This is a genomic window from Sphingomonas sp. 320_CC, assembly GCF_059691795.1.
The window spans coordinates 343,645-365,596 of sequence record NZ_JCAWAE010000002.1 but is presented as its reverse complement, the minus strand read 5'-3'; the positions used below and the strand labels follow the sequence as shown (position 1 = coordinate 365,596).

At 65.7% G+C, this 21,952-nt stretch carries 22 protein-coding genes and 1 tRNA gene; 16 read left to right on the top strand and 7 right to left on the bottom strand.

Annotated elements, in window-relative coordinates; genetic code table 11:
* The first annotated feature begins 134 nt into the window (after positions 1-134).
* The gene (locus AC59GX_RS08550; protein WP_426279898.1) at positions 135-527 is read left to right on the top strand and encodes an EF-hand domain-containing protein; all 393 of its coding nucleotides are present in this window, start codon (positions 135-137) and stop codon (positions 525-527) included.
* Between the two features lie 123 nt (positions 528-650).
* On the opposite strand, the gene AC59GX_RS08545 is transcribed toward AC59GX_RS08550, so the two are convergent.
* From AC59GX_RS08545 to AC59GX_RS08535, 3 genes are read right to left on the bottom strand one after another with little or no spacing between them, the layout of a single operon-like run.
* The gene (locus AC59GX_RS08545) at positions 651-1,877 is read right to left on the bottom strand and encodes a class I SAM-dependent methyltransferase (protein ID WP_426279897.1); all 1,227 of its coding nucleotides are present in this window, start codon (positions 1,875-1,877) and stop codon (positions 651-653) included.
* 50 nt (positions 1,878-1,927) lie between these two features.
* A complete protein-coding gene (locus AC59GX_RS08540; RefSeq protein WP_426279896.1) occupies positions 1,928-2,689 on the bottom strand; it encodes a molybdopterin-dependent oxidoreductase in 762 nt (253 codons plus the stop codon).
* Complete coding sequence (locus AC59GX_RS08535; RefSeq protein ID WP_426279895.1) at positions 2,686-3,444, bottom strand: cytochrome b/b6 domain-containing protein; 759 nt, start codon at positions 3,442-3,444, stop codon at positions 2,686-2,688. The genes AC59GX_RS08540 and AC59GX_RS08535 overlap by 4 nt, the downstream gene beginning before the upstream one ends.
* Before the next feature lie 51 nt (positions 3,445-3,495).
* Here AC59GX_RS08535 and AC59GX_RS08530 point away from each other — a divergent pair, with 51 nt between their 5' ends.
* Positions 3,496-4,113 (top strand): flavin reductase family protein, encoded by a 618-nt coding sequence (locus AC59GX_RS08530; RefSeq protein ID WP_426279894.1) that lies wholly within the window; start codon positions 3,496-3,498, stop codon positions 4,111-4,113.
* Positions 4,114-4,176: 63 nt separating this feature from the next.
* Positions 4,177-5,337: an MFS transporter gene (locus tag AC59GX_RS08525; RefSeq protein WP_497301463.1), complete on the top strand. Its 1,161-nt coding sequence runs from the start codon at positions 4,177-4,179 to the stop codon at positions 5,335-5,337.
* A 332-nt stretch (positions 5,338-5,669) separates the two neighbouring features.
* On the opposite strand, the gene AC59GX_RS08520 is transcribed toward AC59GX_RS08525, so the two are convergent.
* Positions 5,670-7,001, bottom strand: coding sequence for an MFS transporter (locus AC59GX_RS08520; RefSeq protein WP_056490031.1), 1,332 nt, complete (start codon positions 6,999-7,001; stop codon positions 5,670-5,672).
* Positions 7,002-7,214: 213 nt separating this feature from the next.
* Between AC59GX_RS08520 and AC59GX_RS08515 the strand changes: the two genes are divergently transcribed.
* From AC59GX_RS08515 to AC59GX_RS08465, 11 genes are all read left to right on the top strand, one after another.
* Positions 7,215-8,453, top strand: a complete 1,239-nt coding sequence (locus AC59GX_RS08515; protein ID WP_426279892.1) for a ubiquinol oxidase subunit II — start codon at positions 7,215-7,217, stop codon at positions 8,451-8,453.
* A gap of 10 nt (positions 8,454-8,463) precedes the next feature.
* Positions 8,464-10,464, top strand: a complete 2,001-nt coding sequence (gene cyoB, locus AC59GX_RS08510) for a cytochrome o ubiquinol oxidase subunit I (protein WP_056490025.1) — start codon at positions 8,464-8,466, stop codon at positions 10,462-10,464.
* Positions 10,465-10,483: 19 nt separating this feature from the next.
* A complete protein-coding gene (cyoC, locus tag AC59GX_RS08505) occupies positions 10,484-11,107 on the top strand; it encodes a cytochrome o ubiquinol oxidase subunit III (protein WP_093400566.1) in 624 nt (207 codons plus the stop codon).
* Complete coding sequence (cyoD, locus tag AC59GX_RS08500; protein WP_056063531.1) at positions 11,104-11,487, top strand: cytochrome o ubiquinol oxidase subunit IV; 384 nt, start codon at positions 11,104-11,106, stop codon at positions 11,485-11,487. The genes cyoC and cyoD overlap by 4 nt, the downstream gene beginning before the upstream one ends.
* Positions 11,487-12,203, top strand: coding sequence for an SURF1 family protein (locus AC59GX_RS08495; protein WP_426279891.1), 717 nt, complete (start codon positions 11,487-11,489; stop codon positions 12,201-12,203). The genes cyoD and AC59GX_RS08495 overlap by 1 nt, the downstream gene beginning before the upstream one ends.
* Complete coding sequence (locus tag AC59GX_RS08490; RefSeq protein WP_056063525.1) at positions 12,200-13,513, top strand: ATP-binding protein; 1,314 nt, start codon at positions 12,200-12,202, stop codon at positions 13,511-13,513. The genes AC59GX_RS08495 and AC59GX_RS08490 overlap by 4 nt, the downstream gene beginning before the upstream one ends.
* On the top strand, positions 13,510-14,043 hold the full coding sequence (locus AC59GX_RS08485; RefSeq protein ID WP_056490014.1) for a response regulator transcription factor: 534 nt from the start codon (positions 13,510-13,512) through the stop codon (positions 14,041-14,043). Before AC59GX_RS08490 ends, AC59GX_RS08485 begins: the two co-directional genes overlap by 4 nt.
* A gap of 36 nt (positions 14,044-14,079) precedes the next feature.
* Entirely contained in the window at positions 14,080-15,147 is a 1,068-nt protein-coding gene (locus AC59GX_RS08480; RefSeq protein WP_426279890.1) for a spore photoproduct lyase family protein, read from the top strand.
* A gap of 76 nt (positions 15,148-15,223) precedes the next feature.
* Entirely contained in the window at positions 15,224-16,018 is a 795-nt protein-coding gene (locus AC59GX_RS08475; protein ID WP_426279889.1) for a DODA-type extradiol aromatic ring-opening family dioxygenase, read from the top strand.
* A gap of 10 nt (positions 16,019-16,028) precedes the next feature.
* Entirely contained in the window at positions 16,029-16,601 is a 573-nt protein-coding gene (locus tag AC59GX_RS08470; protein ID WP_426279888.1) for an NADPH-dependent FMN reductase, read from the top strand.
* Position 16,602: 1 nt separating this feature from the next.
* On the top strand, positions 16,603-17,457 hold the full coding sequence (locus tag AC59GX_RS08465; RefSeq protein ID WP_497301460.1) for a pirin family protein: 855 nt from the start codon (positions 16,603-16,605) through the stop codon (positions 17,455-17,457).
* Here AC59GX_RS08465 and AC59GX_RS08460 read toward each other — a convergent pair.
* On the bottom strand, positions 17,454-18,287 hold the full coding sequence (locus tag AC59GX_RS08460) for a peptidylprolyl isomerase (protein WP_497301458.1): 834 nt from the start codon (positions 18,285-18,287) through the stop codon (positions 17,454-17,456). The two genes, AC59GX_RS08465 and AC59GX_RS08460, sit on opposite strands and share 4 nt — an antisense overlap.
* A 112-nt stretch (positions 18,288-18,399) precedes the next feature.
* Between AC59GX_RS08460 and AC59GX_RS08455 the strand changes: the two genes are divergently transcribed.
* Positions 18,400-18,490: transfer RNA gene (locus AC59GX_RS08455), tRNA-Ser, on the top strand.
* 267 nt (positions 18,491-18,757) lie between these two features.
* Here AC59GX_RS08455 and AC59GX_RS08450 read toward each other — a convergent pair.
* Together AC59GX_RS08450 and AC59GX_RS08445 are read right to left on the bottom strand one after the other, a co-directional pair.
* Positions 18,758-19,699 (bottom strand): NAD(P)/FAD-dependent oxidoreductase, encoded by a 942-nt coding sequence (locus AC59GX_RS08450; RefSeq protein WP_426279885.1) that lies wholly within the window; start codon positions 19,697-19,699, stop codon positions 18,758-18,760.
* Between the two features lie 127 nt (positions 19,700-19,826).
* The gene (locus AC59GX_RS08445; protein WP_497301456.1) at positions 19,827-20,930 is read right to left on the bottom strand and encodes an aldo/keto reductase; all 1,104 of its coding nucleotides are present in this window, start codon (positions 20,928-20,930) and stop codon (positions 19,827-19,829) included.
* A gap of 95 nt (positions 20,931-21,025) precedes the next feature.
* Here AC59GX_RS08445 and AC59GX_RS08440 point away from each other — a divergent pair, with 95 nt between their 5' ends.
* A complete protein-coding gene (locus AC59GX_RS08440) occupies positions 21,026-21,913 on the top strand; it encodes a LysR family transcriptional regulator (protein WP_426279883.1) in 888 nt (295 codons plus the stop codon).
* Positions 21,914-21,952: the final 39 nt, after the last annotated feature.

Here is a 21,952-nt window from a genome sequence, read left to right as displayed (position 1 = left end):
GGGCAATATCCAATGCCCGCGCCCCTATGCGCTGGGGGCCCCTCATGCAACCTGTGCATGCAACCGCACGCGTTAATGGCGCGTACAACCGAACCGGTCTATTCGCGCCGCAAATCCTCTGGAGTTAACCCACCGTGCTACGCCAAAGCCTCACCCTTCTCGTCCTCGCCGGCCTTGCAGGCCCGGCGCTCGCGCAGGAAACGCGCGCGTCTGCCTCGGCAAAGTTCAAAGCCGAGTTCGCCGCGTCGGATACCAACAAGGACGGCGTCCTCACGCGCGCCGAAGTGCAGGCACGGATCGGCAACATGAAGGTCGGCGGGCAGGGCCGTCCGGATCCCGTTCACGCCAAGCGTCTCGCCGACCTGTGGTTCACTAGCGCGGACAAGAACAAGGACGGCAAGGTCACGCAGGCCGAAGCGCAGGCTCTGCTCGCGGCGACCTTCGCGAAATACGACGCGAACAAGGACGGCAAGATCGGCGGCGACGAGCGCGCCGCGGCGAAGGCCGACGTGCAGGGCCCGCGCTAAAGCGCAACCGATCCCCCTCCCTGAAAGGGAGGGGTTAGGGGTGGGTCGGCCCGTTTCGCGAGCGTCGCTCATCCCAAGCAGCAGACCCACCCCCAGCCCCTCCCTTCCAGGGAGGGGAGCGGGTCAGCCCTCGCGCAAAGCCCGCTCGCCCTCGATCATGTAATCGCGCGTCAGCGGCAACGTCATCCGGCTCTTCGACAGCTGGATCTGGTAGTTTACCATCCCCCCGGTCCGAAACGCCGCCGCGGCGCCCGCCAGATAGAATGTCCACATCCGGTAGAACCGCTCGTCGTACAAAGCGACGATCGCGTCCTTCGCGGCCACCGTCCGATCATACCAGATGTCGATCGTCAGCGCGTAATGCACGCGCAGCACCTCGATATCGGTCGGGAACATCCGCAGCCCCTCATACCCCTTCACGATCTCCGACAATGCCGGGTTGTAGCCGCCCGGGAAGATGTACTTGGTCGTGAAGGTGTCGGTGACGCCCGGACCACCCATCCGGCCGATCGTGTGGAGCAGCATCACGCCGTCGTCGGTCAGCAGGTCGCGGCACTTGCGGAAGAACGCCTTGTAGTGCGCCGGGCCGACATGCTCGAACATCCCGACCGAGACGATCCGGTCGAAGCTCCCGGTCAGCGCGCGGTAGTCGATCAGCTCGAACTTCACCTTGTCGGCGACGCCAGCCTCCTCGGCCCGCCGCCGCGCGACCTTCAACTGCTCCTCGCTCAGCGTCACGCCCAGCACTTCGGCGCCGGTCTTCGCGTGCAGGTACAGCGCCATCCCGCCCCAACCGCAGCCGATGTCGAGCACGCGCATGCCCGGCTGGATCGCAAGCTTGGCAGCGATATGCGCCTTCTTGTCGTTCTGCGCCTGCTCCAGGCTGTTGCCAGCGTCAGTGAAGTACGCGCAGGAATATTGCCGGTCCGCGTCGAGGAACAGGTCGTACAGGCGATCGGACAGGTCGTAGTGATGCGCGACGTTCTTCTTCGACCGGCGCGCCATGTTCACGCGGTCGACGCGGTGGACGACCTTGTCGAGCAGCTTGATCGGTAGCGAGGGATTGAGCCCACCGCCACGCTCCCAAGGGCTGTTGCCCTTGAGCAGGTTGACCAGATCGCGAATGTCGCCGCGTTCGATGACGAGGCGCCCATCCATGAACGCTTCCGCCGCGCCCAGCGCCGGGTGGCGGACGATCGCGCCGGCGACGCCGGGCTGGGTCAGCCGGATCGTGACCGAGTTATACGCAGCATCGGGCTTGCCGAAATGCTTGGTCGTGCCGTCCGCGTGGATGAGCGTGAGTTCGCCGGTTTTAACCTGCCGCGCCAGGAAACGATCGAAAAGGGCCATGCCGCGTTAGCTAATGACTGGTACGGAATTGCGCTACCCCTCGGGGCGGCTCAGATGCCTGCGTACCAGTCATAATCCACGTTATCTTCCCAATAGCCCCCTTTGCCCTTGCCGATCCCGGCGAGGCTGACGACCGCGTCGATCGCCATGACGTATTTAGCGTGCTTGTAGCCGAGCTGTCGTTCGACCCGTAGCCGGACGGGCGCGCCGTGCGCGACGTCGAGCACCTGATCGTTCAACGCCCACGCCAGGATCGTCTGCGGATGGAACGCATCGACCAGATCGACCGATTCGTAATAATTCGCGCCGCCGAACAGGTCGGCGCAGGTGAACACGATGTAGCGCGCGGACTTCTGCAACCCCGCAGCGGTCAGCAGCGCACCGAGCTTCGGCCCCTGCCATTTGCCGATCGCGCTCCAGCCCTCGACGCAATCGTGGCGCGTGATCTGCGCACGCGATGGCATCTGGCGGAGTTGCGGCAGCGACACCGACAGCGGCCGATCGACCAGCCCACCGACCTTCAGCCGATAGTCCGCAAAATTGTTGGCGACCATCGTGGTATACTCCGCGGTCCCCGGGTTGCTCGTCCCGTTCGAGCGGAAGATCGGCGACATCTGCGCCGGGCTGAACTCGGGCGCGAGCGCGTTGCGGTTGGTCAGCGCGCGTTGCAGTCCGCGATTCATGTCCTCGCCCATGAACAGGATCTTCCGCGCCTCCGGGTTCGCGGCGATCTTGTCGCAGCCGGCCAGCAGCGCGCCTGCACCGATGCTCGCGCCCATGACGAGCGAGCGGCGGGTAATCAGCGAACTCATGCGACGTCCTCCGACGGGTGGGCGGGCACTTTCCAACGCCCGGTAATCATCGACCGCACCTCGTTCCAGGTCCCCGCAAGGATCACCAGCGCGAGATGCGCGATGATGAACAGCACCAGCCCGGTGGCGGCGATGAAGTGGATCGAGCGCGCCGACTGCCGCCCACCGAACACCTCAAGCAGCCACGGCCATGCCGCATCCATTCCCGGCGACATCGTCAGCCCGGTCAGGATCATCACCGGGATCAGTACGAAAATCGTCACCACGTACGACAGCTTCTGGAGGATATTGTACGCGCCCGGCTTCCTGGGATCGTGGAAGCGGAACGCGAGATGCTCCTTCACGTCGTGCGCCACTTCGCGCGGCGACAGGTCGGCCGCCCGCACGCGAAGATCGCGCTGGAAATGCTTGTTGATCAGGCTGACGATCATGAACCCGAGCAGCGCGAAGGCGAGCACCAGCGCGAACAGCAAATGCCAGCGCCGCGACAATGCCAGGTTGTAGCCCGCCGGGATTGTCAGGAGGTTGAGCAGCGACACCAGCCAGCTCGGCCACTGGTCGAGCGTCGTCCACGCGGTATCGAAATTCGCGCCATACCGTCCCCAATACAGCCGCGGATGTGCCTTGAGGATGCCGATCCCGCTGCCGATCATGATGAACATCGTCACCACCGTCACCCAGTGCCAGACGCGCGTCGCCAATCGGTGGCGCTTGATGACCGGGGTGCTGATAGTCGGGGCAGTGGGATCGTTCATGCTCGACCTTCGCTATAGGCAGTCGGACCGTGACATAGCAGGAATACATGTATGACCGAATGGCATTCTTACGAGCCCGCGAACGGCCATCGCCTGCCGCACGATCCCCTCAACGCGATCGTCGCGCCGCGGCCGATAGGCTGGGTCAGCACCGTATCCCCCGACGGCGTGCCGAACCTCGCGCCGTACAGTTTCTTCAACCTGTTCAACTACACCCCGCCGATCATCGGCTTCTCGTCGATGGGCTGGAAGGACAGCGTCGCCAATATCGAGGCGACCGGCGAGTTCGTCTGGAACCTCGTCACGCGCGATCTCGGCGAGGCGATGAACGCGACCTCGGCGAGCGTGCCGGCCGACGTCGACGAGTTCGCGCTGGCAGGGCTAGAGATGGCGGCCTCGACGAAGGTCAAGCCAGCACGCGTGGCCGCCTCGCGTGCGCAGTTCGAGTGCAAGCTCACGCAGCTGATCCGGCTTGAGACCAAGGAAGGCCGCGAGCTCGACCAGTGGCTGGTGCTCGGCGAGGCGGTCGCGATCCATATCGACTCGGCGATGCTGGAGAACGGTGTCTACCAGACCGCCCGCGCGAACCCGATCCTGCGCGGCGGCGGCCCTGCGGATTACTTTGCGATCACGGAGGATTCCTTGTTCAAGATGCGCCGCCCGGGGTGATAGAGGGTGCATGTTGCGATGCAGCATTGTGCCGCCGCAGCGACCCTGAGAAAGCGATACCCCATGAAACCTGTCGATACGCGCATGGCGCTGCTCGCGCTCGCCGTCGGCGGGTTCGCGATCGGGACCACCGAGTTCGCGGCGATGAGCCTGTTGCCGCAGTTCGCACGCGGGCTCGGGATCGACGAGCCGACCGCTGGGCATGTTATTAGCGCATACGCGCTAGGCGTGGTCGTTGGCGCGCCGACGATCGCGGTGCTGGCGGCGAAGATCGAGCGGCGGGTGTTGCTGATCGGGTTGATGACCTTCCTCGGGATCGCCAACGGCCTGTCCGAGCTCGCGCCGACCTATCATCTGATGCTGCTCGCCCGGTTCCTGAGTGGCCTGCCGCATGGCGCGTATTTCGGCGTCGGATCGCTTGTCGCGGCGTCGATGGTGCCGCGCGAGAAGCGGTCGCGCGCGGTGTCGCGGATGATGCTCGGGCTGACGATCGCGACGATCGCTGGCGTGCCACTGGCGAACGGCATCGGTCAGTGGTTCGGCTGGCGCTGGGGGTTCGGGATCGTCGCGATCATCGCGGCCGCGACGGTGGCGATGCTGTTTCGGTTCGCGCCGGTCTTGCGGCCTGCCAAGGATGCGAGCCCACTGGGGGAACTCGCTGCACTGCGTAACGGGCAGGTGTGGCTGACGCTCGCCATCGGTGCGGTCGGGTTTGGCGGAATCTTCTGCGTCTACACCTATCTCGCTTCGACGTTGACCGAAGTGACGGGCGTATCGTCCGCATTCACGCCGGTGGCCTTCGCTTTGTTCGGCGTCGGCATGACGATCGGGACTTTGGTCTGCGCGAAGGCGGCCGACGTGGCGCTGATGCCGGCGGCGGGGATTACGTTGCTGTTCGGGGCAGGAGCGCTCGCGCTCTACGCGCCGGCGACGCCGCATCTGTGGGCGATGCTGCCGGTGGTGGTGTTGATCGGGTGCGGGGGCGGGTTGTCGACGATTCTCCAGACGCGACTGATGGACGTCGCGGAGGAGGCGCAGACCTTGGCGGCGGCGCTCAACCATTCCGCGTTCAATACGGCCAATGCGCTTGGGCCTTGGCTTGGCGGGCTGGCGATCGCGGGTGGGTATGGGTTGCCGTCGACTGGGTGGGTCGGGACGGCGCTGGCGCTTGGCGGGTTTGTGATCTGGGCGGTGTCTTGGGGACTGGATCGCCGGCGGGTATGAATGATGTTCCGCCGAGTACTGTTCTCCCGCGAAGGCGGGAGTCCAGGATTGCAGGCGGTGGCGCTGGTGGCTCCTGGACCCCCGCCTTCGCGGGGGAACTGCTCTATTGAGGACGTATCGATCCTACCAAGCTGCCACCACCCCGGCGAAGGCCGGGGCCCAGTTCGGGGACGGTGCTAACTAAGGGCAGCGCATCGTTACAACGACCTTGCCAACTGGGCCCCTGCCTTCGCCGGGGTGGTGCAGATGGGTGTGGGTCGCGTTCGTACCGGAACGGGCGGTGCTAATCGTTCGTGAGGGGGCCGCTCGGTAAGTCCGTCAGCCCCGACCAATCACCGCGCGATGTCGCGCTTGGCGAGCTGCTTGTTCAACCCCAGAGCGATCAACGTGAACACCGCGCCCGAAAACAGGTACGCGCCGCTCGCCGCCAGCCCCAGCTTGCTCGTCAGCAACAGCGCCGCGAGCGGAGCGAACCCGGCACCGAACAGCCACGCCAAATCGGTCGTCAGCGCCGAGCCCGTATAACGATGCTGCGGCGACAGGCTCGAGGCGATCGCGCCCGAGGACTGGCCGAACGACAGGCCGAACAGCAGGAAGCCGACGCCCATGAACAGACGCTCGCCGACGTCGCCGCCATCGAGCAGCTTCGGTGCGGCGATTGCGAACAGCGCGATCAGCACCGCGATCGTGCCCAGCATCGTGCGACGCCCGAACCGGTCCGCGAGCAGCCCCGACACCAGCATCGCGCCAATGCCGATCACCGCGCCGATCACCTCGACCACCAGGAAGCGCGCCGGTGCCTCACGCGTGAACAGCACGACCCACGACAGCGGGAACACCGTGACCATGTGGAACAACGCGAAGCTCGCGAGCGGGACGAACGAGCCGAGCCAGATCGCCTTCCACTGCGATTGCACGGTCTCGACCACCGGTGCGGGCTCGAGCTCGCGCTTGGCGTACATCTCTTCAAACTCGGGCGTCACGACCAGGCGAAGACGAGCGAACAGTGCGACGACGTTGATCGCGAACGCCACGAAGAACGGATAGCGCCAGCCCCACGAGAAGAAATCCTCGGTCGGCAACGCAGCGACGAAGAACGCGAACAGGCCGCTGGCGACCAGCAGGCCGATCGGCGCACCCAGCTGCGGCAGCATCGCGTACCAGCCGCGATGCTTTTCCGGCGAGTTCAGCGACAGCAGCGAGGCGAGACCATCCCAGGCGCCACCAAGCGCGATCCCTTGGCCGATACGGAGCAGCGCGAGGATCGCGACCGACCAGTTGCCGACCGAATCATAGCTCGGGATGAACCCCATCGCGACCGTCGACGTGCCGAGCAAGAAGATCGAGATCGTCAGCTTGACGCTGCGGCCATAGGCGCGGTCGACCGCGATGAAGATTACCGTGCCGATCGGCCGGGCGAAGAATGCCAGCGCGAACACGGCGAACGAATACAGCGTGCCCTGCAACCGGTCGACATACGGGAAGACCAAGGTCGGGAACACCAGCACCGAGGCGATCGCATACACGAAGAAGTCGAAGAATTCCGAGGTGCGGCCGATCACCACGCCGATCGCGATCACGCCGGGCGTGACGTGCTCGCCGTCGCTGTGGATACTGCGAGCATCGGCTTCGAAGCTCGTCTCGGGGACTGTATTTGCACTCATTCTTCAACTCGCTCTTCAGGGCGCGAACCCGATGATACGCTGTTCCGGCGGATGCGGGCAGATATATTCCGCGCCAATCTCCCGCGCCCAATGCGGGCAGGGGTGATCTATGCTACTCCGGGCGACGATAAAGTCATGCCGATGTTGCAGTGCAGCGCCCATTGGACAAATTGTCCACTGTAGCGCAGCGCAACCGAGGCGTAGGGGGACCGAATGACCGTCGTGACACAGCTTTCCCGCACCAAAATCTCGGCTCGAAAATGGTTGGTGGCCATGCCCTTGGCACTGCTCACCAGCGGTTGCGACTGGGTAGTGATGTCGCCATCCGGCGATATCGCAGTGCAGCAGCGCGACTTGGTGCTGATCTCGACCGGGCTGATGTTGCTGATCATCGTTCCGGTGATTTGCCTGACGCTGTTCTTCGCGTTCCGGTATCGCCAGTCGAACAAGGCCGCCAAGTACGAACCCAACTGGGATCACTCGGTCGGCCTCGAGCTGCTGATCTGGGGCATCCCCCTGCTGATCATCATCGCGCTCGGTGCGCTGACCTGGACCAGCACGCACCTGCTCGATCCGTACCGCCCGCTCGGCCGGATCAAGCCGGACACGCCGACGCTCGCGAACAACGTGCCGGTCGGCAACCTGGTCGACAAGCAGCAGGCGGGCAACGGTCCGAACGGCGCCGGCAAGCCGCTCGAGGTGCAGGTCGTCGCGCTCGATTGGAAGTGGCTCTTCATCTATCCGGAATACGGCATCGCCACGGTCAACGAGTTGGCTGCGCCGGTCGATCGGCCGATCCGCTTCCAGATGACCTCGTCGTCGGTGATGAACGCGTTCTACATCCCCGCGCTCGCCGGCATGATCTACACGATGCCCGGCATGCAGACGACGCTGAACGCGGTGATCAACAAGCCCGGCAACTATGAGGGCTTCTCGTCCAACTATAGTGGCGCGGGCTTCTCGGGGATGCGCTTCCGCTTCCACGGCGTCAGCGACGCGGGCTTCGATGCCTGGATCAACCAGGTCAAGCAGCGTGGCGGCGGCCTCAATCGCGCGAGCTATCTCCAGCTGGAGAAGCCGAGCGAGAAGGTCCCGGTCCGCTACTACAATGCGGTCGAGCCGAACATGTTCAAGCTGGTCGTCGAGCAGTGCGTCCAGCCCGGCAAGGTCTGCATGTCGCAGATGATGCACGGCGGCAAAGGCGGGGGGGACTCGCACGCTGGCATGGCGATGCCCGGAGTCAATGGCGGCAAGGGCCCGCAGGACACCGGTCATCCCGAAGGCGCGTTGATGAAGGACGCGAACGAAAAGGGTAGCGGCAACCACTGGACCGCGCCTGCCGACATCAAGAAGGACGGCGCTAACGGCGCGCCCGGCTCGCAGCAGAACCGCAATCACACGATGCTGACCCCCTCCACCATGCCGGGCACGCGCCCCGTCGCGAACGGCTAGAGAAACCATCATGAACGACACCCTGTTGAAGACTATCTTCGGCCGCCTGACCCTGGAGTCGCTGCCGCTGCACGAACCGATCGTCGTCGCCACCTTCGCGATGGTGGCGATCGGCGGGCTCGGTCTCGTCGCCGCGCTGACCTATTTCAAGGTCTGGGGCTATCTGTGGAACCAGTGGTTCACCAGCGTCGATCACAAGAAGATCGGCATCATGTACATCATCCTGGCGATCGTCATGCTGCTGCGCGGGTTCTCCGACGCGATCATGATGCGCGCGCAGCAGGCGATGGCGTTCAACGGGTCCGAAGGATATTTGACCGCGCATCACTACGACCAGGTGTTCACCGCACACGGCGTGATCATGATCTTCTTCGTGGCGATGCCGCTGGTCACGGGGCTGATGAACTACGTCGTCCCGCTCCAGATCGGTGCGCGCGACGTGTCGTTCCCGTTCCTCAACAATTTCAGCTTCTGGATGACCGCGGCGGGTGCCGTGATCGTCATGATGTCGCTGTTCATCGGTGAGTTCGCACGGACCGGCTGGCTCGCGATGCCGCCCCTTTCTGGACTGGCGTATTCGCCGGACGTCGGTGTCGATTACTATATCTGGGCGCTGCAGATCGCGGGCATTGGGACGCTGTTGTCCGGCGTCAATCTGGTCGCGACCATCGTCAAGATGCGTGCGCCCGGCATGACCATGATGAAGATGCCGATCTTCGTCTGGACGTCGCTGTGCACCAACATCCTGATCGTCGCCGCCTTCCCGGTTCTGACCGCGGTTCTCGCGATGCTGTCGCTCGATCGCTACATCGGCACCGCGTTCTTCACGAACGACTCGGGCGGCAATCCGATGATGTACGTCAACCTGATCTGGATCTGGGGTCACCCCGAGGTCTACATCCTGGTCCTGCCGGCGTTCGGCATCTTCTCGGAAGTCACCTCGACCTTCTCGGGCAAGCGCCTCTTCGGCTACAGCTCGATGGTCTATGCGACGCTCGTCATCACGATCCTCGCCTATCTCGTCTGGCTGCACCACTTCTTCACGATGGGCTCGGGCGCGAGCGTGAATTCGTTCTTCGGCATCACCACGATGATCATCTCGATCCCGACAGGGGCCAAGATCTTCAACTGGCTGTTCACGATGTATAAGGGTCGGATCCGGTTCGAACTGCCGATGATGTGGACGATCGCCTTCATGGTGACCTTCACGATCGGCGGCATGACCGGCGTGCTGCTCGCGGTGCCGCCAGCCGATTTCGTGCTGCACAACTCGCTGTTCCTGGTCGCGCATTTCCATAACGTGATCATCGGCGGCACGCTGTTCGGCATGTTCGCCGGCATCAACTACTGGTTCCCCAAGGCGTTCGGCTTCAAGCTGGACAAGAAGTGGGGCACGGTATCCTTCTGGTGCTGGGTGGTCGGCTTCTACTTCGCGTTCATGCCGCTCTACGTGCTTGGCCTGATGGGCGTGACCCGCCGGATGCGCTATTTCGACGATCCGAACCTGCAGATCTGGTTCGTCATCGCCGCCTTCGGTGCAGCCTTGATCGCCGCCGGCATCGGTGCCTTCCTGCTCCAGATCTTCGTCAGCATCCGCAACCGCGAGGCGCTGGCCGATCACAGCGGCGATCCGTGGAACGGCCGCACGCTGGAGTGGGCGACCTCGTCGCCGCCGCCGGAGTACAACTTCGCGTTCACGCCGATCGTCCACGACCTGGACGCCTGGTACGACATGAAGGATCGCAAGCACGAGCGGCCTGTGACCGGCTTCAAGTCGATCCACATGCCGAGCGGCACTGGCACGGGCGTCGTGCTCGCCGGTCTCAGCGTGGCGTTCGGGTTCGCGATGATCTGGTACGTCTGGTGGCTCGCGGGGCTGGCACTCGCCGGTATCTTCGGCACCACCATCTTCCACACGTTCAACTATAAGCGCGACTTCCACATCCCGGTCGAGGACGTGATCGCCACCGAGAACGCGCGCACCCGCCAGCTCGCGACCCAGGGAGCCTGACGCGATGTCCGCAATACCCATGAAGGATGGCCTGAACGAGACCGAGAAGGTCTCGTTCTACGACATCGAGGAGCATGAGCATCCCGACGGCGCCAGCACGATGCTGGGCTTCTGGATGTACCTGATGAGCGATTGCCTCATCTTCGCGGTGCTGTTCGCGGCCTATGCCGTGCTCGGCAACAGCTACGCCGGCGGTCCCAGCCCGAAGGAGATCTTCGAGCTGCCGCTGGTGGCGGTGAACACCGCGATGCTGCTGTTCTCGTCGATCACCTACGGCTTCGCGATGCTGTCGATGGAGGAAGGTCGCCAGCGCGTCATGCAGATGTGGCTGGTCTTCACCGGCCTGTTCGGCCTCGCGTTCCTGTCGATCGAAATGTACGAGTTCGCCAACCTCATCCATGAGGGTGCGGGCCCGACCCGCAGCGCGTTCCTGTCGTCGTTCTTCACGCTCGTAGGCACGCACGGCCTTCACGTCACGATGGGCCTGATCTGGCTCGTCACGCTGATGGTCCAGGTCCAGAAGCACGGCCTGATCGCCGCGAACAAGCGCCGCCTCATGTGCCTCAGCATGTTCTGGCATTTCCTCGACGTCATCTGGATCGGCGTCTTCACCTTCGTCTATCTGATGGGCACCCTGCGATGAGCGATCCCCAAGCACCGGCGAACAATCCGCACGCCGATCACGACCATGACAATGGTGCAGCACACGGCACCCGTGGCAGCTACCTCAAGGGGTTCTTCCTCTCGGTCATCCTGACCGCGATCCCGTTTTGGGCGGTCATGACCGGCGCGTTCAAGGATCCGTCGACCGCGGCGCTCGTCGTGATGGTCTTCGCGGTCGCGCAGATCGTCGTCCACATGATCTACTTCCTGCACATGAGCGGCAAGTCGGAGGGCGGCTGGACGATGATGGCGCTGATCTTCACGATCATCCTCGTCGTCATCACGCTCAGCGGATCGATCTGGGTGATGTACCACATGAACACGAACATGATGCCGATGCAGGCCGCGGCAGACATGTGATGAGGACGCGACCGGGCCCTGCCGTCTATGTCGCAGGCCTGGTCGCGCTGCTGCTGTTCGCCGGGTTCATGGCGCTCGGCATCTGGCAGGTCGAGCGCCGCACCTGGAAGCTCAACCTGATCGAACAGGTCGCGGCGCGTGCACACGCCGCGCCGGTCGCCCCGCCCGGACCCGCTTCCTGGGGCGCGATTACCGCCACCACGGATGCCTATCGCCGCATCCGGCTCGACGGGACCCTCGACAATACTCGCGAAACGCTGGTCCGCGCGGCAACCGCGCTCGGTAGCGGTTATTGGGTCGTGACCCCCTTGCGGACCGCCCAAGGCTTCACCGTCCTCGTCAACCGCGGCTACGTCTCGCCCGAGCAGCGCGTCGCGCATACCAAGCCCAGCGGCCCCATCACGATCACCGGCTATCTCCGCATCACCGAGCCCGGCGGCGGCTTCCTGCGTCACAACGATCCCGCCACCGGCAAATGGTATTCGCGCGACGTTGCCGCGATCGCCAGCGCACGCGGCCTGTCGAACGTAGCGCCCTATTTCGTCGATGCGGACAAGTCCGGCACTGCCGCCCCGGTCGGCGGCCTGACGATCATCGCCTTCCCCAACAACCATCTCGTCTACATGCTGACGTGGTTCGCGCTCGCCGCGATGACGATCGGTGCGTTCGTCGTGTTCGTCCGCCAGGATGCGCGCAAGCGGCTAGAGGCGGCATGACCTCGGAGGCGGCACGCCAAGGCTGGCAACGCTGGCTCGCGCTCGCCACCGCGCGCACCGACGCGACCGGCAACGCCAACATGCGTCAGCTGGTGACGCTGCGCTGGATCGCGGTCGCCGGCCAGTTCGTCACCATCTTGTTCGCGCGCTTCGGTCTCGGCTTCGACCTCCCCCTCGTGCCGATGATGGCCGCGCTCGCCGCCGCCGTGGGCCTCAACCTCGCGAGCATGCCGCTGTACGGCTGGCGCAAGGGCGCGAACATCCAGCTGCTGCTCGCGCTGCTGTTCGACGTCGGCCTGCTCACCACGCAGCTTTATCTGGCGGGCGGCGCGACCAACCCGTTCATCTCGCTCTATCTGCTCCATGTCGTGCTTGGCGCGGTGCTGCTCGATCGCTGGTCGAGCTGGGCGATCGTCGCCGTCACCGCGGCGTGTTTCGGCGTGCTCACGCTCTATTACCGCCCGCTGATCCTGCCCCCCGATTACAGCGGCGAGTATTTCCTGCTCTACACGATCGGCTCGCTGCTCTGCTTCATGCTGATCGCGACGCTGCTGATGCTATTCATGACGCGTATCACCGGCAATTTGCGCGCCCGCGACACGCGCCTCGCCGACCTTCGCCAGCAGGCCGCGGAGGAGGATCACATCGTCCGCATGGGGCTCCTGGCATCCGGCGCAGCGCACGAACTCGGCACGCCGCTCGCATCGATCGCCGTGATCCTAGCCGACTGGCGCCGCATGCCGACGCTCGCGCAGGACGCCGACCTCCAGGCCGAGATCGTCGAGATGCAATCCGAGGTCCAGCGCTGCAAGGCGATTGTCACCGGTATCCTTCTATCGGCCGGCGAAGCGCGCGGCGAAGCGCCCGAGATCATGCCGCTCCACCAGCTCCTCGACGGAATCGTCGACGAATGGCGCGCGGTGCACCCGTCGGTCGATTTCGACTATACCACGCGAGTCGGCGACGATCCCCAGGTCGTCTCCGACCCCGCATTGAAACAGGTGATCGCCAACGTGCTCGACAACGCCGCCGAAGCCTCGCCGCATTGGGTCGCCTTCCGCGGCGAACGCACCGACGGCGACCTCGCGCTGATCGTCCGCGACCGCGGCCCCGGCTTCAGCGACGAACGGCTCGCGAGCTTCGGCAAACCCTATCAGTCGAGCAAGCGCGAACCCGGCCACGGCCTTGGCCTGTTCCTCGCCGTCAACGTCATGCGCAAGCTCGGTGGCGGCGTGTCGGTGGTAAACTGCGAAGGCGGCGGCGCCGAAGTCACGATCCGCATGCCCCTCTCCGCGATCGCGCTGTCATGACCGAACCGAAACTCCTGGCCATCGTCGAGGACGACGAGACGTTCGCCCGCACGCTCCGTCGTTCGTTCGAACGCCGCGGCTACGAGGTCATGCAGGCGGCCAGCCACGAGGAACTCGTCGAGCAACTCGCCGAGCGCACGCCCCGTTACGCCGTCGTCGACCTGAAGCTCGGCGGCGCGTCCGGCCTCGTCTGCGTCCAGACGCTCCATGCGCACGACCCCGAGATCCTCGTCGTCGTCCTCACCGGCTTCGCCAGCATCGCCACCGCGGTCGAGGCGATCAAGCTCGGCGCGTCGCACTATCTCGTCAAACCCTCGAACACTGATGATATCGAAGCCGCGTTCGACCGCACCGAGGGCAGCGTCGACACCGAATTGTCCGAACGCCCGACCTCGATCAAGACGCTCGAATGGGAGCGCATCCACACCACGCTCGCCGAAACCGACTTCAACATTTCGGAGACCGCGCGCCGCCTCGGCATGCATCGCCGCACGCTCGCGCGAAAGCTCGAGAAACGCCCGGTAAAATAGCCGCAACGCTTCGGCGAAGGCGCGCGTTGTCGTTCGATGCCAGCGCCAAAACCCTCACGACTCTGGCAGCCGAAGCGACTGCTTGCGACCCCGTCGGCGCTGACGTGGGATCACGGTGCCGAGATCGCCGCGCGCGCAACAGCGCTGGGCGTCCCGGTCACGACGCTACCGAGCGACCGCCTCAAGCTCGACTTCCCCGACGATTCCCGCCGCGCCTATGCCGAAGCCAAGGCCACGCTGGCGCTGGTCGTCGCGCCACCTTCGAAGCGGAAACTCCAGCCGATCGCCCCCAGCGCGGACTGGCGGATCGACCTCGCCGAGGGTTGCCCAGCGCATTGCGGCTATTGCTACCTCGCCGGCTCGCTCAAGGGGCCGCCCATAACGCGCGTCTATGCGAACCTCCCCGAGATCCTCGCCGAACTCCCCGCGCACCTCGGCCAAGGCACCGTCACGTCGCGTTCGACCGCCCGCGCGCACGAAGGCACCACGTTCGAGGCCTCCTGCTACACCGACCCGCTCGGCATCGAGCACGTCACCGGATCGCTCTCCGCGCTTATCGCGCATTTCGGCGCATGGGAGGCGGACGTACAGTTGCGCTTCACCACCAAGTTCGACGCGGTCGAGCCATTGCTGACGCTCGATCACCGCGGCCGCACCCGGATGCGCGCCTCGATCAACCCCGCCGCCTATGCACGCTTCGAGGGTGGCACCAGTCCGGTCGCAGCCCGCCTGCTCGCGCTACGAAGAATGGCGGACGCGGGCTACAAGATCGGCCTGACGGTCGCGCCGATCATCGCCGCCGGAGGCTGGCGCGAGGCGTATGGCGAGTTGCTTGCAGAGGCAGGCCGGGTGCTCGCCGATGTACCCGACGTGACGATCGAACTGATCACCCACCGCTACACCCCCGGATCGAAGGCAGTGCTCGAAACCTGGTATCCCGGCTCGTCGCTCGACCTCAGCATGGCCAACCGCACCGAGAAACGCACCAAGTTCGGTTCGGTCAAATATGTCTACGACGCCGACACGATGCGCGCGCTCCGCAGCTTCTTCCAGGATGAGATCGCCGCCAAGCTTCCGCAGGCCCGCATCCTCTACTGGACCTGACCGCCACGCCCACCGGCAACGCAGCGTTGCCATTCCCGACCTTCCGATCGCCGCGACCGCCGCCTACCTCGAGACTATGACACACACCCGCCAGCCCACGCTCTTCATCCCGCACGGCGGCGGGCCCTGTTTCTTCATGGACGACCCCGCCGGGAACTGGACCGGCATGGCCGCGTATCTCCGGTCGATAGCCGCCTCGCTGCCCGAAAAGCCCAAGGCGATCCTCGTCGTCTCCGGCCACTGGGAAACGCGCGGCTTCGCGTTCAGCGGCGCCGTAACGCCGCCGCTGATCTACGATTACGGCGGCTTCCCCGCGCATACCTACGAGTTGCGCTATGACGCGCCCGGCGATCCTGTCTTGGCCACTCGCGCCGCCGACCTGCTCCGCGGCGCCGGCCTGACCGCCAATGTCGACCCGACCCGCGGCCTCGATCACGGCGTCTTCATCCCGATGAAGGTCGCGTTCCCCGGCGCCGACATCCCGGTCGTCGAGATGTCGGTCGACCGCGATCTCGACCCGGCGCTCCACGCCGCCGCCGGCCGCGCACTCGCCCCGCTGCGCGACGAAGGCGTCCTGATCATCGGCTCGGGCATGAGCTTTCACAACATGCGCGGCTACGGCGACCCGCGTTTCACCGCGCCGTCCGAAGCCTTCGACCAATGGCTGACCGCCGCGGTCGAGTCCGAACCGACCGCCCGGGCGGAATTGCTAGCCAGCTGGGCCGAAGCCCCCGCCGGCCGCCTCTCGCACCCCCGCGAAGAGCATCTCCTCCCGCTGATGGTCGCCGCCGGCGCCTCCGATCAGCCCGGTGCGCAGGTCTACAACGAGCGCGTGCTGCAAACCGCGATTTCCGGCTACCGCTTCAACTAAAGGAATTCCCATGGCTCTTCCCGTCCTGCTCGCGATCTCCGGCAGCCTGCGCCGCGGCTCGTACAATACCGCGATCCTGACCACGCTTGGCGAAGCGATCACCGACAAGGCCGCGCTGACGGTCTTCGCGCTGAACGACGTCCCGCTTTACGACCAAGACGCCGACACCGACACGCCCCCCGCCGCCGTCGCAGCCCTGCGCGCGGCAATCGGCGCCGCCGACGGGATCGTCATCGCCTCCCCCGAATACAATCACGGCATGTCCGGCGTCCTGAAGAACGCGCTCGACTGGGCCTCGCGACCGCACGGCAAGGCGACGCTCACGGGCAAGCCTGTCTTCACGCTTACCTCGTCACCCGGCGCCGTCGGCGGCGCGCGCGCCCACGCGCAACTGAACGAGACGCTCGCGTCGATCGGCGCCCGCACCGTCCTGCGCCCACAAGCCGTCGTCGGCGCGGTCCACGAGAAGATCGCCGACGGTCGCCTGGCCGACCAGCGCACGCTCGACTTCCTCGTCGCCGGCATCGACGATCTGCTCGCCGACATAGCGCAGCCCACCACCGCAGACCGCGAGGCCTCCTGACATGCGCCAAATCCTCAACCAATATCCCGCCCAGCGCGACGACATCGCCGATCTCGTCACCCGCCGCCCGCTACCGGGCCCCGGCCTGCCGCAGGTCGATCCGTTCCTGTTCCTCAACCATCACGGGCCCCAGACCTACCGTCCCGGCAACACCGGCCTCCCGTTCGGCCCGCACCCACATCGCGGCTTCGAGACGGTCAGCTTCATCCTGAAAGGCGAGATGGCGCATCTCGACAGCGGCGGCCACGAAAGCGTCATCCGCGCGGGCGGCGTCCAGTGGATGACCGCCGGCTCGGGCCTGATCCACGCGGAAATCTCGCCCGCCTCGTTCAAGCGCGACGGCGGCCCGCTCGAGATCCTCCAACTCTGGGTCAATCTCCCCGGCCGCCTCAAGATGACCAAGCCCGCCTATACCGGCCTCCAGCGCGATGACATTCCCACGATCCCGGTCGATGGCGGCACCGTGAACCTGATCTCCGGCACGTTCGCCGGACGACACGGCCCGATCGAATCCCTGACCGACGTCGCGATGATGACGATCGAACTCGAAGCCGGCGCCAGGGTCGACCTGCCAGCCCCAACCGGCCGCGCGGTCTTCTTTTACGTCGTCGCCGGCGCCCCCACGGCTAACGGCACGCCAATCAAGCCGCATCACCTCGCCACATTCGGCAACGAGGGCGACACGATCACCGTCACGACCGAAGCCCCCGCCACGATCCTCTACGGCCACGCCGACCCGATCGGCGAACCCGTCGTCTCCCACGGTCCCTTCGTCATGAACACCCGCGAAGAGATCGTCCGCGCGATCGAGGACTATAACGCGGGCCTGTTCGGCAAGCCGCCCGTCATTCGCTAGAGCGCTTTGCGCACCGGGGGCAGCGCGGCACAGATGTCGGCGCCCCCGGCAGGCACCGTAAAGAACGGCCCCGCCCGGTTCTCGCGCGAGGCGATCCACGCGACGAACCGCGGATTGTCCGCTGCGCGATATTCGAAATGCGGTCGTTCAGCGGCGGGCAGTTCGCTTGCGAGGCGTGCGGACACGATCGGGCTACGCTCCCCCTCGGTCTTGTAGAACCCCAGATCTCCCGTCCCGCGCGGCAGCGACGACAGCCACTCGACCCCGTCGATCACACGTCCGACCACCGCGATGTTCCGGTCCAGCGCCCGCGGCGAATGCCCGATGACGGTATAAAGCTCAGCGCCGCTCCCCGTGCTTGGCGGCAGATCGCGCGCGACGCCGACCATGCCATAGCAATGCGGCACCCACTCGGTCGCGCCATTGCCCGCCAGCGGCCACCCGTCGCGACTATACCCCGCCCATTCGGCATAAGGATCGCGCTGCGACAGCCGCGCCACCGTCGTCGGTCCTGCATGCGAATATTCCGCCGGTGGATTCGCGACGACGCCCGCGACCAACGGTTTCTTCTCCGTCGCATCACCCCATTGCGCGACGTAATTGTCCTGCAACCGGTAGACGCTCGTCCCAGCATCCCACCAATGCGCACGCGCCAACTTGCGTATGTTCGCGACGTGCACCGGCGCATAGCGAGGCGCGAGCCGCACGGTAAACCGGTGCCCATTCGCCAGCGTGAACACCACCAGCTCGTCGTCCGGCACCGCAACCCAGTCCGCCGCAACCGGATCGGACGGGAGCGTCGCGGCGGCCGGAACGGCTTGCGCAAGCATGGCAGCGAGAAGGATATTCAACATCCCCGCAGACTGCCCGAGGCCGTCCCCGCACGCAATCGCTTGCGCGCGCGCGAAACCCGCACTAGCAGACCCGCTTCCAGAGCAATGCGGAGCGGTGGCCGAGTGGTCGAAGGCGCTCGCCTGGAAAGTGAGTATACGTCAAAAGCGTATCGTGGGTTCGAATCCCACCCGCTCCGCCACTGGTTTCCCGACAGAGTCATTCGCGGATATGCGTTGCGAGAAACGATCTCGCAAATGGCCGGCTCCCTGACCACGGTGCTACTGGACTGGCGGCCTCGGCGAAGAGCGGCCGATCTCTCGGTGTTTCAAGTATCGGACAAAGCGGCGCGTCGCGCGTATCGGTCGACGGATATAAGAAACTTAGCGTCGGCCGAGCTTGGTGCCGGTATTACGAAAGCGATCGTAGCGGGGGCACGAAGGCGCGCGTCGACAGCGCAAGGTAGGTCTCAGTCTCCTTCAGCGGCAGTTGATCCGGTTGGACCAACGAGTGCCGCAAGCCGCTGCCCGGATAGCCAAGCAGCCTCGATCCGCGGCCCGAGGAGCCAGTCGCCGCAGGCGCCAAGCCGGATGTCCGCGTTCCAGAACGCACCACGGTCCAGCGCGTTGGTCTTCGCATACCGCCAGCGATGGACGCTGGTCGCGATGATGGCAGGCGACGCGGCACCGATGTGGTCGGCGAAGGCTGCGAGCAATGCCTGTTCGACGACGTCCGGCGTATCTTCGAGATGCGCGCGCGACCAGTCGGCACTGGCCTGAAGTACCCACGCCTCCGGTCCGGTCCGCCCGGGCTTGGCCGAGTTGCGGACGGCGGACCCGATCGCTCCCAAATTCGTCACCCGGTCGTATTCGAGCGGCACCGGACCATCGAACGCCGCCATGACGGTCCAGCACGGATCGGACACCGCGGAGCGGGCCGCATCGGCGAGCGCACCGTCGTGAGCCGCGATCAGGGGCGCGACCTGTTCGGCAGGTACCGCGACGATCGCCGCATCGAACCGTTCGTCGCCGATCCGCCATTCGCCGTCATGCGAGACGCTGTCGATCACCGTGCTCCATCGAACATCCAGGTCGCCCGCCATCGCGCGGACCGGCGCATTCATCGCCTGCGTCCCGACCCAGGCATCGGGCCCCGCAGGCGACCAGCGCGCGACGTGGCCCGCCTGCGCCCAACGATCGACCTGCGCGACGAACGCCGGATCGCGCGCCGTCAGATATTGCGCGCCGTGATCGAACGCGGCCTCGCCCAGCGGCGTGTCGATCCGGCGCGTCGACATCCTGCCACCGGGCCCGCGACCCTTGTCGAACAGGACGGGGTGATGACCCTGGTCGCGTAGTGCATGCGTACAAGACAGGCCTGCCATCCCCGCGCCGATGATCCCAATCCGCATGATACCCCCGTGCCGGCGCGCAACATCCCAGCGTGCAGCGGACCGGACATTCTCAAACGCGAGGATTGTCGATTGGAGCCGAACGAGCGCAGATTTCGTACCAGGTTGCCGGCTCCAGTATGAAGCTTCAGCTTCGGACATCTCCCCCACCGAAGACGACCTGGTTGCGCACGGCAGGTTGGAACAGGCCGTAGAGAAACGGCAGGTTGCCGCCGCTCACCGCATCGAGCGCGGCACGGTGTTCCGGCGGCAGGCGAAGACCGAGTGCGGCGACATTGTCGGTCACCTGTTCGGGCCGGCTCACGCCCATCAACGTCGATGCGACCCCCGGCTGCCCGACCACCCAGGACAACGCGACGCGTGCCGGCGTTTCGCCGATCTCGCCTGCGATGCGCTTGAGTGTTTCGAGGATCTGCCAGTTGCGTTCGGTGAACAGCGTGTCGCCGAACGGATTGTCGCCGTCGAGCCGCTTGTCGTCCGCGGGCCGCGCGGTGTCGTCCGACCCGGCCTGGTTGGGGACGCCTCCCGCCCGCTTCGGACCCGCCTCGACGGTGGCGCGGTCGTACTTGCCGGTCAGCAAGCCATAGGCGAGGGGGCTCCAGGGAACGAGGCCCATGCCCGCCGACCGCGCGAGCGGCAGGTGCTCGGCCTCGACGCCGCGTTCGACCAGCGAGTAGAAATATTGCAGGCCGATCGGCGCCGGATGACCCTGGACGCGGGCCAGGGTGGCGAGTTCGGCGACATACCACGCTGGCGTATTGGATATGCCCCAATAGCGGACCTTGCCCGCTGCGACGAGCGCGGTCATCGTCCGCAGCAATTCCTCGGCGGGGGTGACGCCGTCCCAGACATGCACCCAGTACAGGTCGATGAAGTCCGTCTTGAGCCGGCGGAGCGAACCCTCGACCGAGGCCACTACGTGGCGCGCGCCATTGCCGCCCGCATGATAGCCGCGGCCGGTAGCGAACCCGGATTTCGTCGCGATGACGATCCGGTCGCGCGACGATTGCGCGGCGACGAACGCGCCGACCATCTCTTCCGATCGGCCCCCCGCATAGACGTCGGCGGTATCCACGAAATTGCCGCCGAGATCGGTGTAGCGATCGAACACCGCGCGGCTGCCGCGCTCGTCCAGCCCCCTGCGCGGCGTGCCGAAGGTCATCGTGCCGAGCGCCAGCGGGCTGACGAGCAGGCCGGAGCGGCCAAGTGGACGATAGGTGTCGAGGTTCATGATGGCATCCTGCACTGTGTCGCCTCCAGATGGACGCCGGACCGCCCGAGGATTAGGTCGTCTGGGGCGCATGGGTTGCTGAAGGATGTTCACGAATGGATCGCGATCTCTGGTCGGGTCTCGCGGTGTTCGAGACGATCGTCGAGGCTGGCAGTTTCGCACGGGCGGCGACGCGCCTTGGGTTGTCCGCCTCGGCGCTCAGCCACGCGATGCGATCGCTCGAGACGAAACTGGGCGTTCGACTGCTCGACCGCACCACCCGGTCGCTGGCGCCGACGCCCGCAGGCGAGGAACTGCTGGCACGGTTGAGGCCGGCGATCGCCTCGGTCGCGGGCGCGCTGGCCGATCTCGACAATGTCCGCGAACGACCGGCGGGGCGGATCCGCGTCAGCGCGCACCGGGTTGCCGCCATCTACGCCATCCTGCCGCGGCTGACCGACTTTGCGCGCGCCTATCCCGACATCGCCGTCGAACTGATGGTCGATGACGGGTTCGTCGATATCGTCGCCGACCGCTTCGATTGCGGCGTCCGCCACGCGCAGAGTTTGCAAGCCGACATGATATCGGTCCGGATCAGCGCGCCGGTGCCGCTCGTCTTCGTTGCAGCACCGTCCTATCTCGCCGGGCGTGCCGCACCGGTCGATCCCGACGATCTCTCGGCGCATCGTTGCCTGTGTTACAGGTACACGTCGTCCGGGGTGGTCCACCGCTGGGAATTCGAACGGGATGGCCGGACGTTGGAACGATCGGTCCGCGGCGACTTCACGACCAACGACATCGACGTGATGCGCGACGCCGCGGTGTCGGGGCTGGGCGTAACCTGCCTGCCGCTGCCGCACGCCGCGCTGCACCTGGCCGACGGCACGCTGGTCGAGGTGCTGGCCGGGTGGGCACCCACGCTGGCACCGAACCATCTTTATTATCCCAGCCGACGCCAACCCACCGCCGCCTTCCAGGCCTTCGTAACGGCTATGCGCGCTTGATTGCATGCACGCCGAGGTTGGCTCGCGGAGCGACGGATA

Coding starts and splice junctions, on each gene's coding strand:
- AC59GX_RS08545 (WP_426279897.1), bottom strand. CDS start 1,877: ATGGCCCTTTTCGATCGTTTCCTGGCGCGGCAGGTTAAAACCGGCGAA.
- AC59GX_RS08540 (WP_426279896.1), bottom strand. CDS start 2,689: ATGAGTTCGCTGATTACCCGCCGCTCGCTCGTCATGGGCGCGAGCATC.
- AC59GX_RS08535 (WP_426279895.1), bottom strand. CDS start 3,444: ATGAACGATCCCACTGCCCCGACTATCAGCACCCCGGTCATCAAGCGC.
- AC59GX_RS08530 (WP_426279894.1), top strand. CDS start 3,496: ATGACCGAATGGCATTCTTACGAGCCCGCGAACGGCCATCGCCTGCCG.
- AC59GX_RS08525 (WP_497301463.1), top strand. CDS start 4,177: ATGAAACCTGTCGATACGCGCATGGCGCTGCTCGCGCTCGCCGTCGGC.
- AC59GX_RS08520 (WP_056490031.1), bottom strand. CDS start 7,001: ATGAGTGCAAATACAGTCCCCGAGACGAGCTTCGAAGCCGATGCTCGC.
- AC59GX_RS08515 (WP_426279892.1), top strand. CDS start 7,215: ATGACCGTCGTGACACAGCTTTCCCGCACCAAAATCTCGGCTCGAAAA.
- cyoB (WP_056490025.1), top strand. CDS start 8,464: ATGAACGACACCCTGTTGAAGACTATCTTCGGCCGCCTGACCCTGGAG.
- cyoC (WP_093400566.1), top strand. CDS start 10,484: ATGAAGGATGGCCTGAACGAGACCGAGAAGGTCTCGTTCTACGACATC.
- cyoD (WP_056063531.1), top strand. CDS start 11,104: ATGAGCGATCCCCAAGCACCGGCGAACAATCCGCACGCCGATCACGAC.
- AC59GX_RS08495 (WP_426279891.1), top strand. CDS start 11,487: ATGAGGACGCGACCGGGCCCTGCCGTCTATGTCGCAGGCCTGGTCGCG.
- AC59GX_RS08490 (WP_056063525.1), top strand. CDS start 12,200: ATGACCTCGGAGGCGGCACGCCAAGGCTGGCAACGCTGGCTCGCGCTC.
- AC59GX_RS08485 (WP_056490014.1), top strand. CDS start 13,510: ATGACCGAACCGAAACTCCTGGCCATCGTCGAGGACGACGAGACGTTC.
- AC59GX_RS08480 (WP_426279890.1), top strand. CDS start 14,080: ATGCCAGCGCCAAAACCCTCACGACTCTGGCAGCCGAAGCGACTGCTT.
- AC59GX_RS08475 (WP_426279889.1), top strand. CDS start 15,224: ATGACACACACCCGCCAGCCCACGCTCTTCATCCCGCACGGCGGCGGG.
- AC59GX_RS08470 (WP_426279888.1), top strand. CDS start 16,029: ATGGCTCTTCCCGTCCTGCTCGCGATCTCCGGCAGCCTGCGCCGCGGC.
- AC59GX_RS08465 (WP_497301460.1), top strand. CDS start 16,603: ATGCGCCAAATCCTCAACCAATATCCCGCCCAGCGCGACGACATCGCC.
- AC59GX_RS08460 (WP_497301458.1), bottom strand. CDS start 18,287: ATGCTTGCGCAAGCCGTTCCGGCCGCCGCGACGCTCCCGTCCGATCCG.
- AC59GX_RS08450 (WP_426279885.1), bottom strand. CDS start 19,699: ATGCGGATTGGGATCATCGGCGCGGGGATGGCAGGCCTGTCTTGTACG.
- AC59GX_RS08445 (WP_497301456.1), bottom strand. CDS start 20,930: ATGAACCTCGACACCTATCGTCCACTTGGCCGCTCCGGCCTGCTCGTC.
- AC59GX_RS08440 (WP_426279883.1), top strand. CDS start 21,026: ATGGATCGCGATCTCTGGTCGGGTCTCGCGGTGTTCGAGACGATCGTC.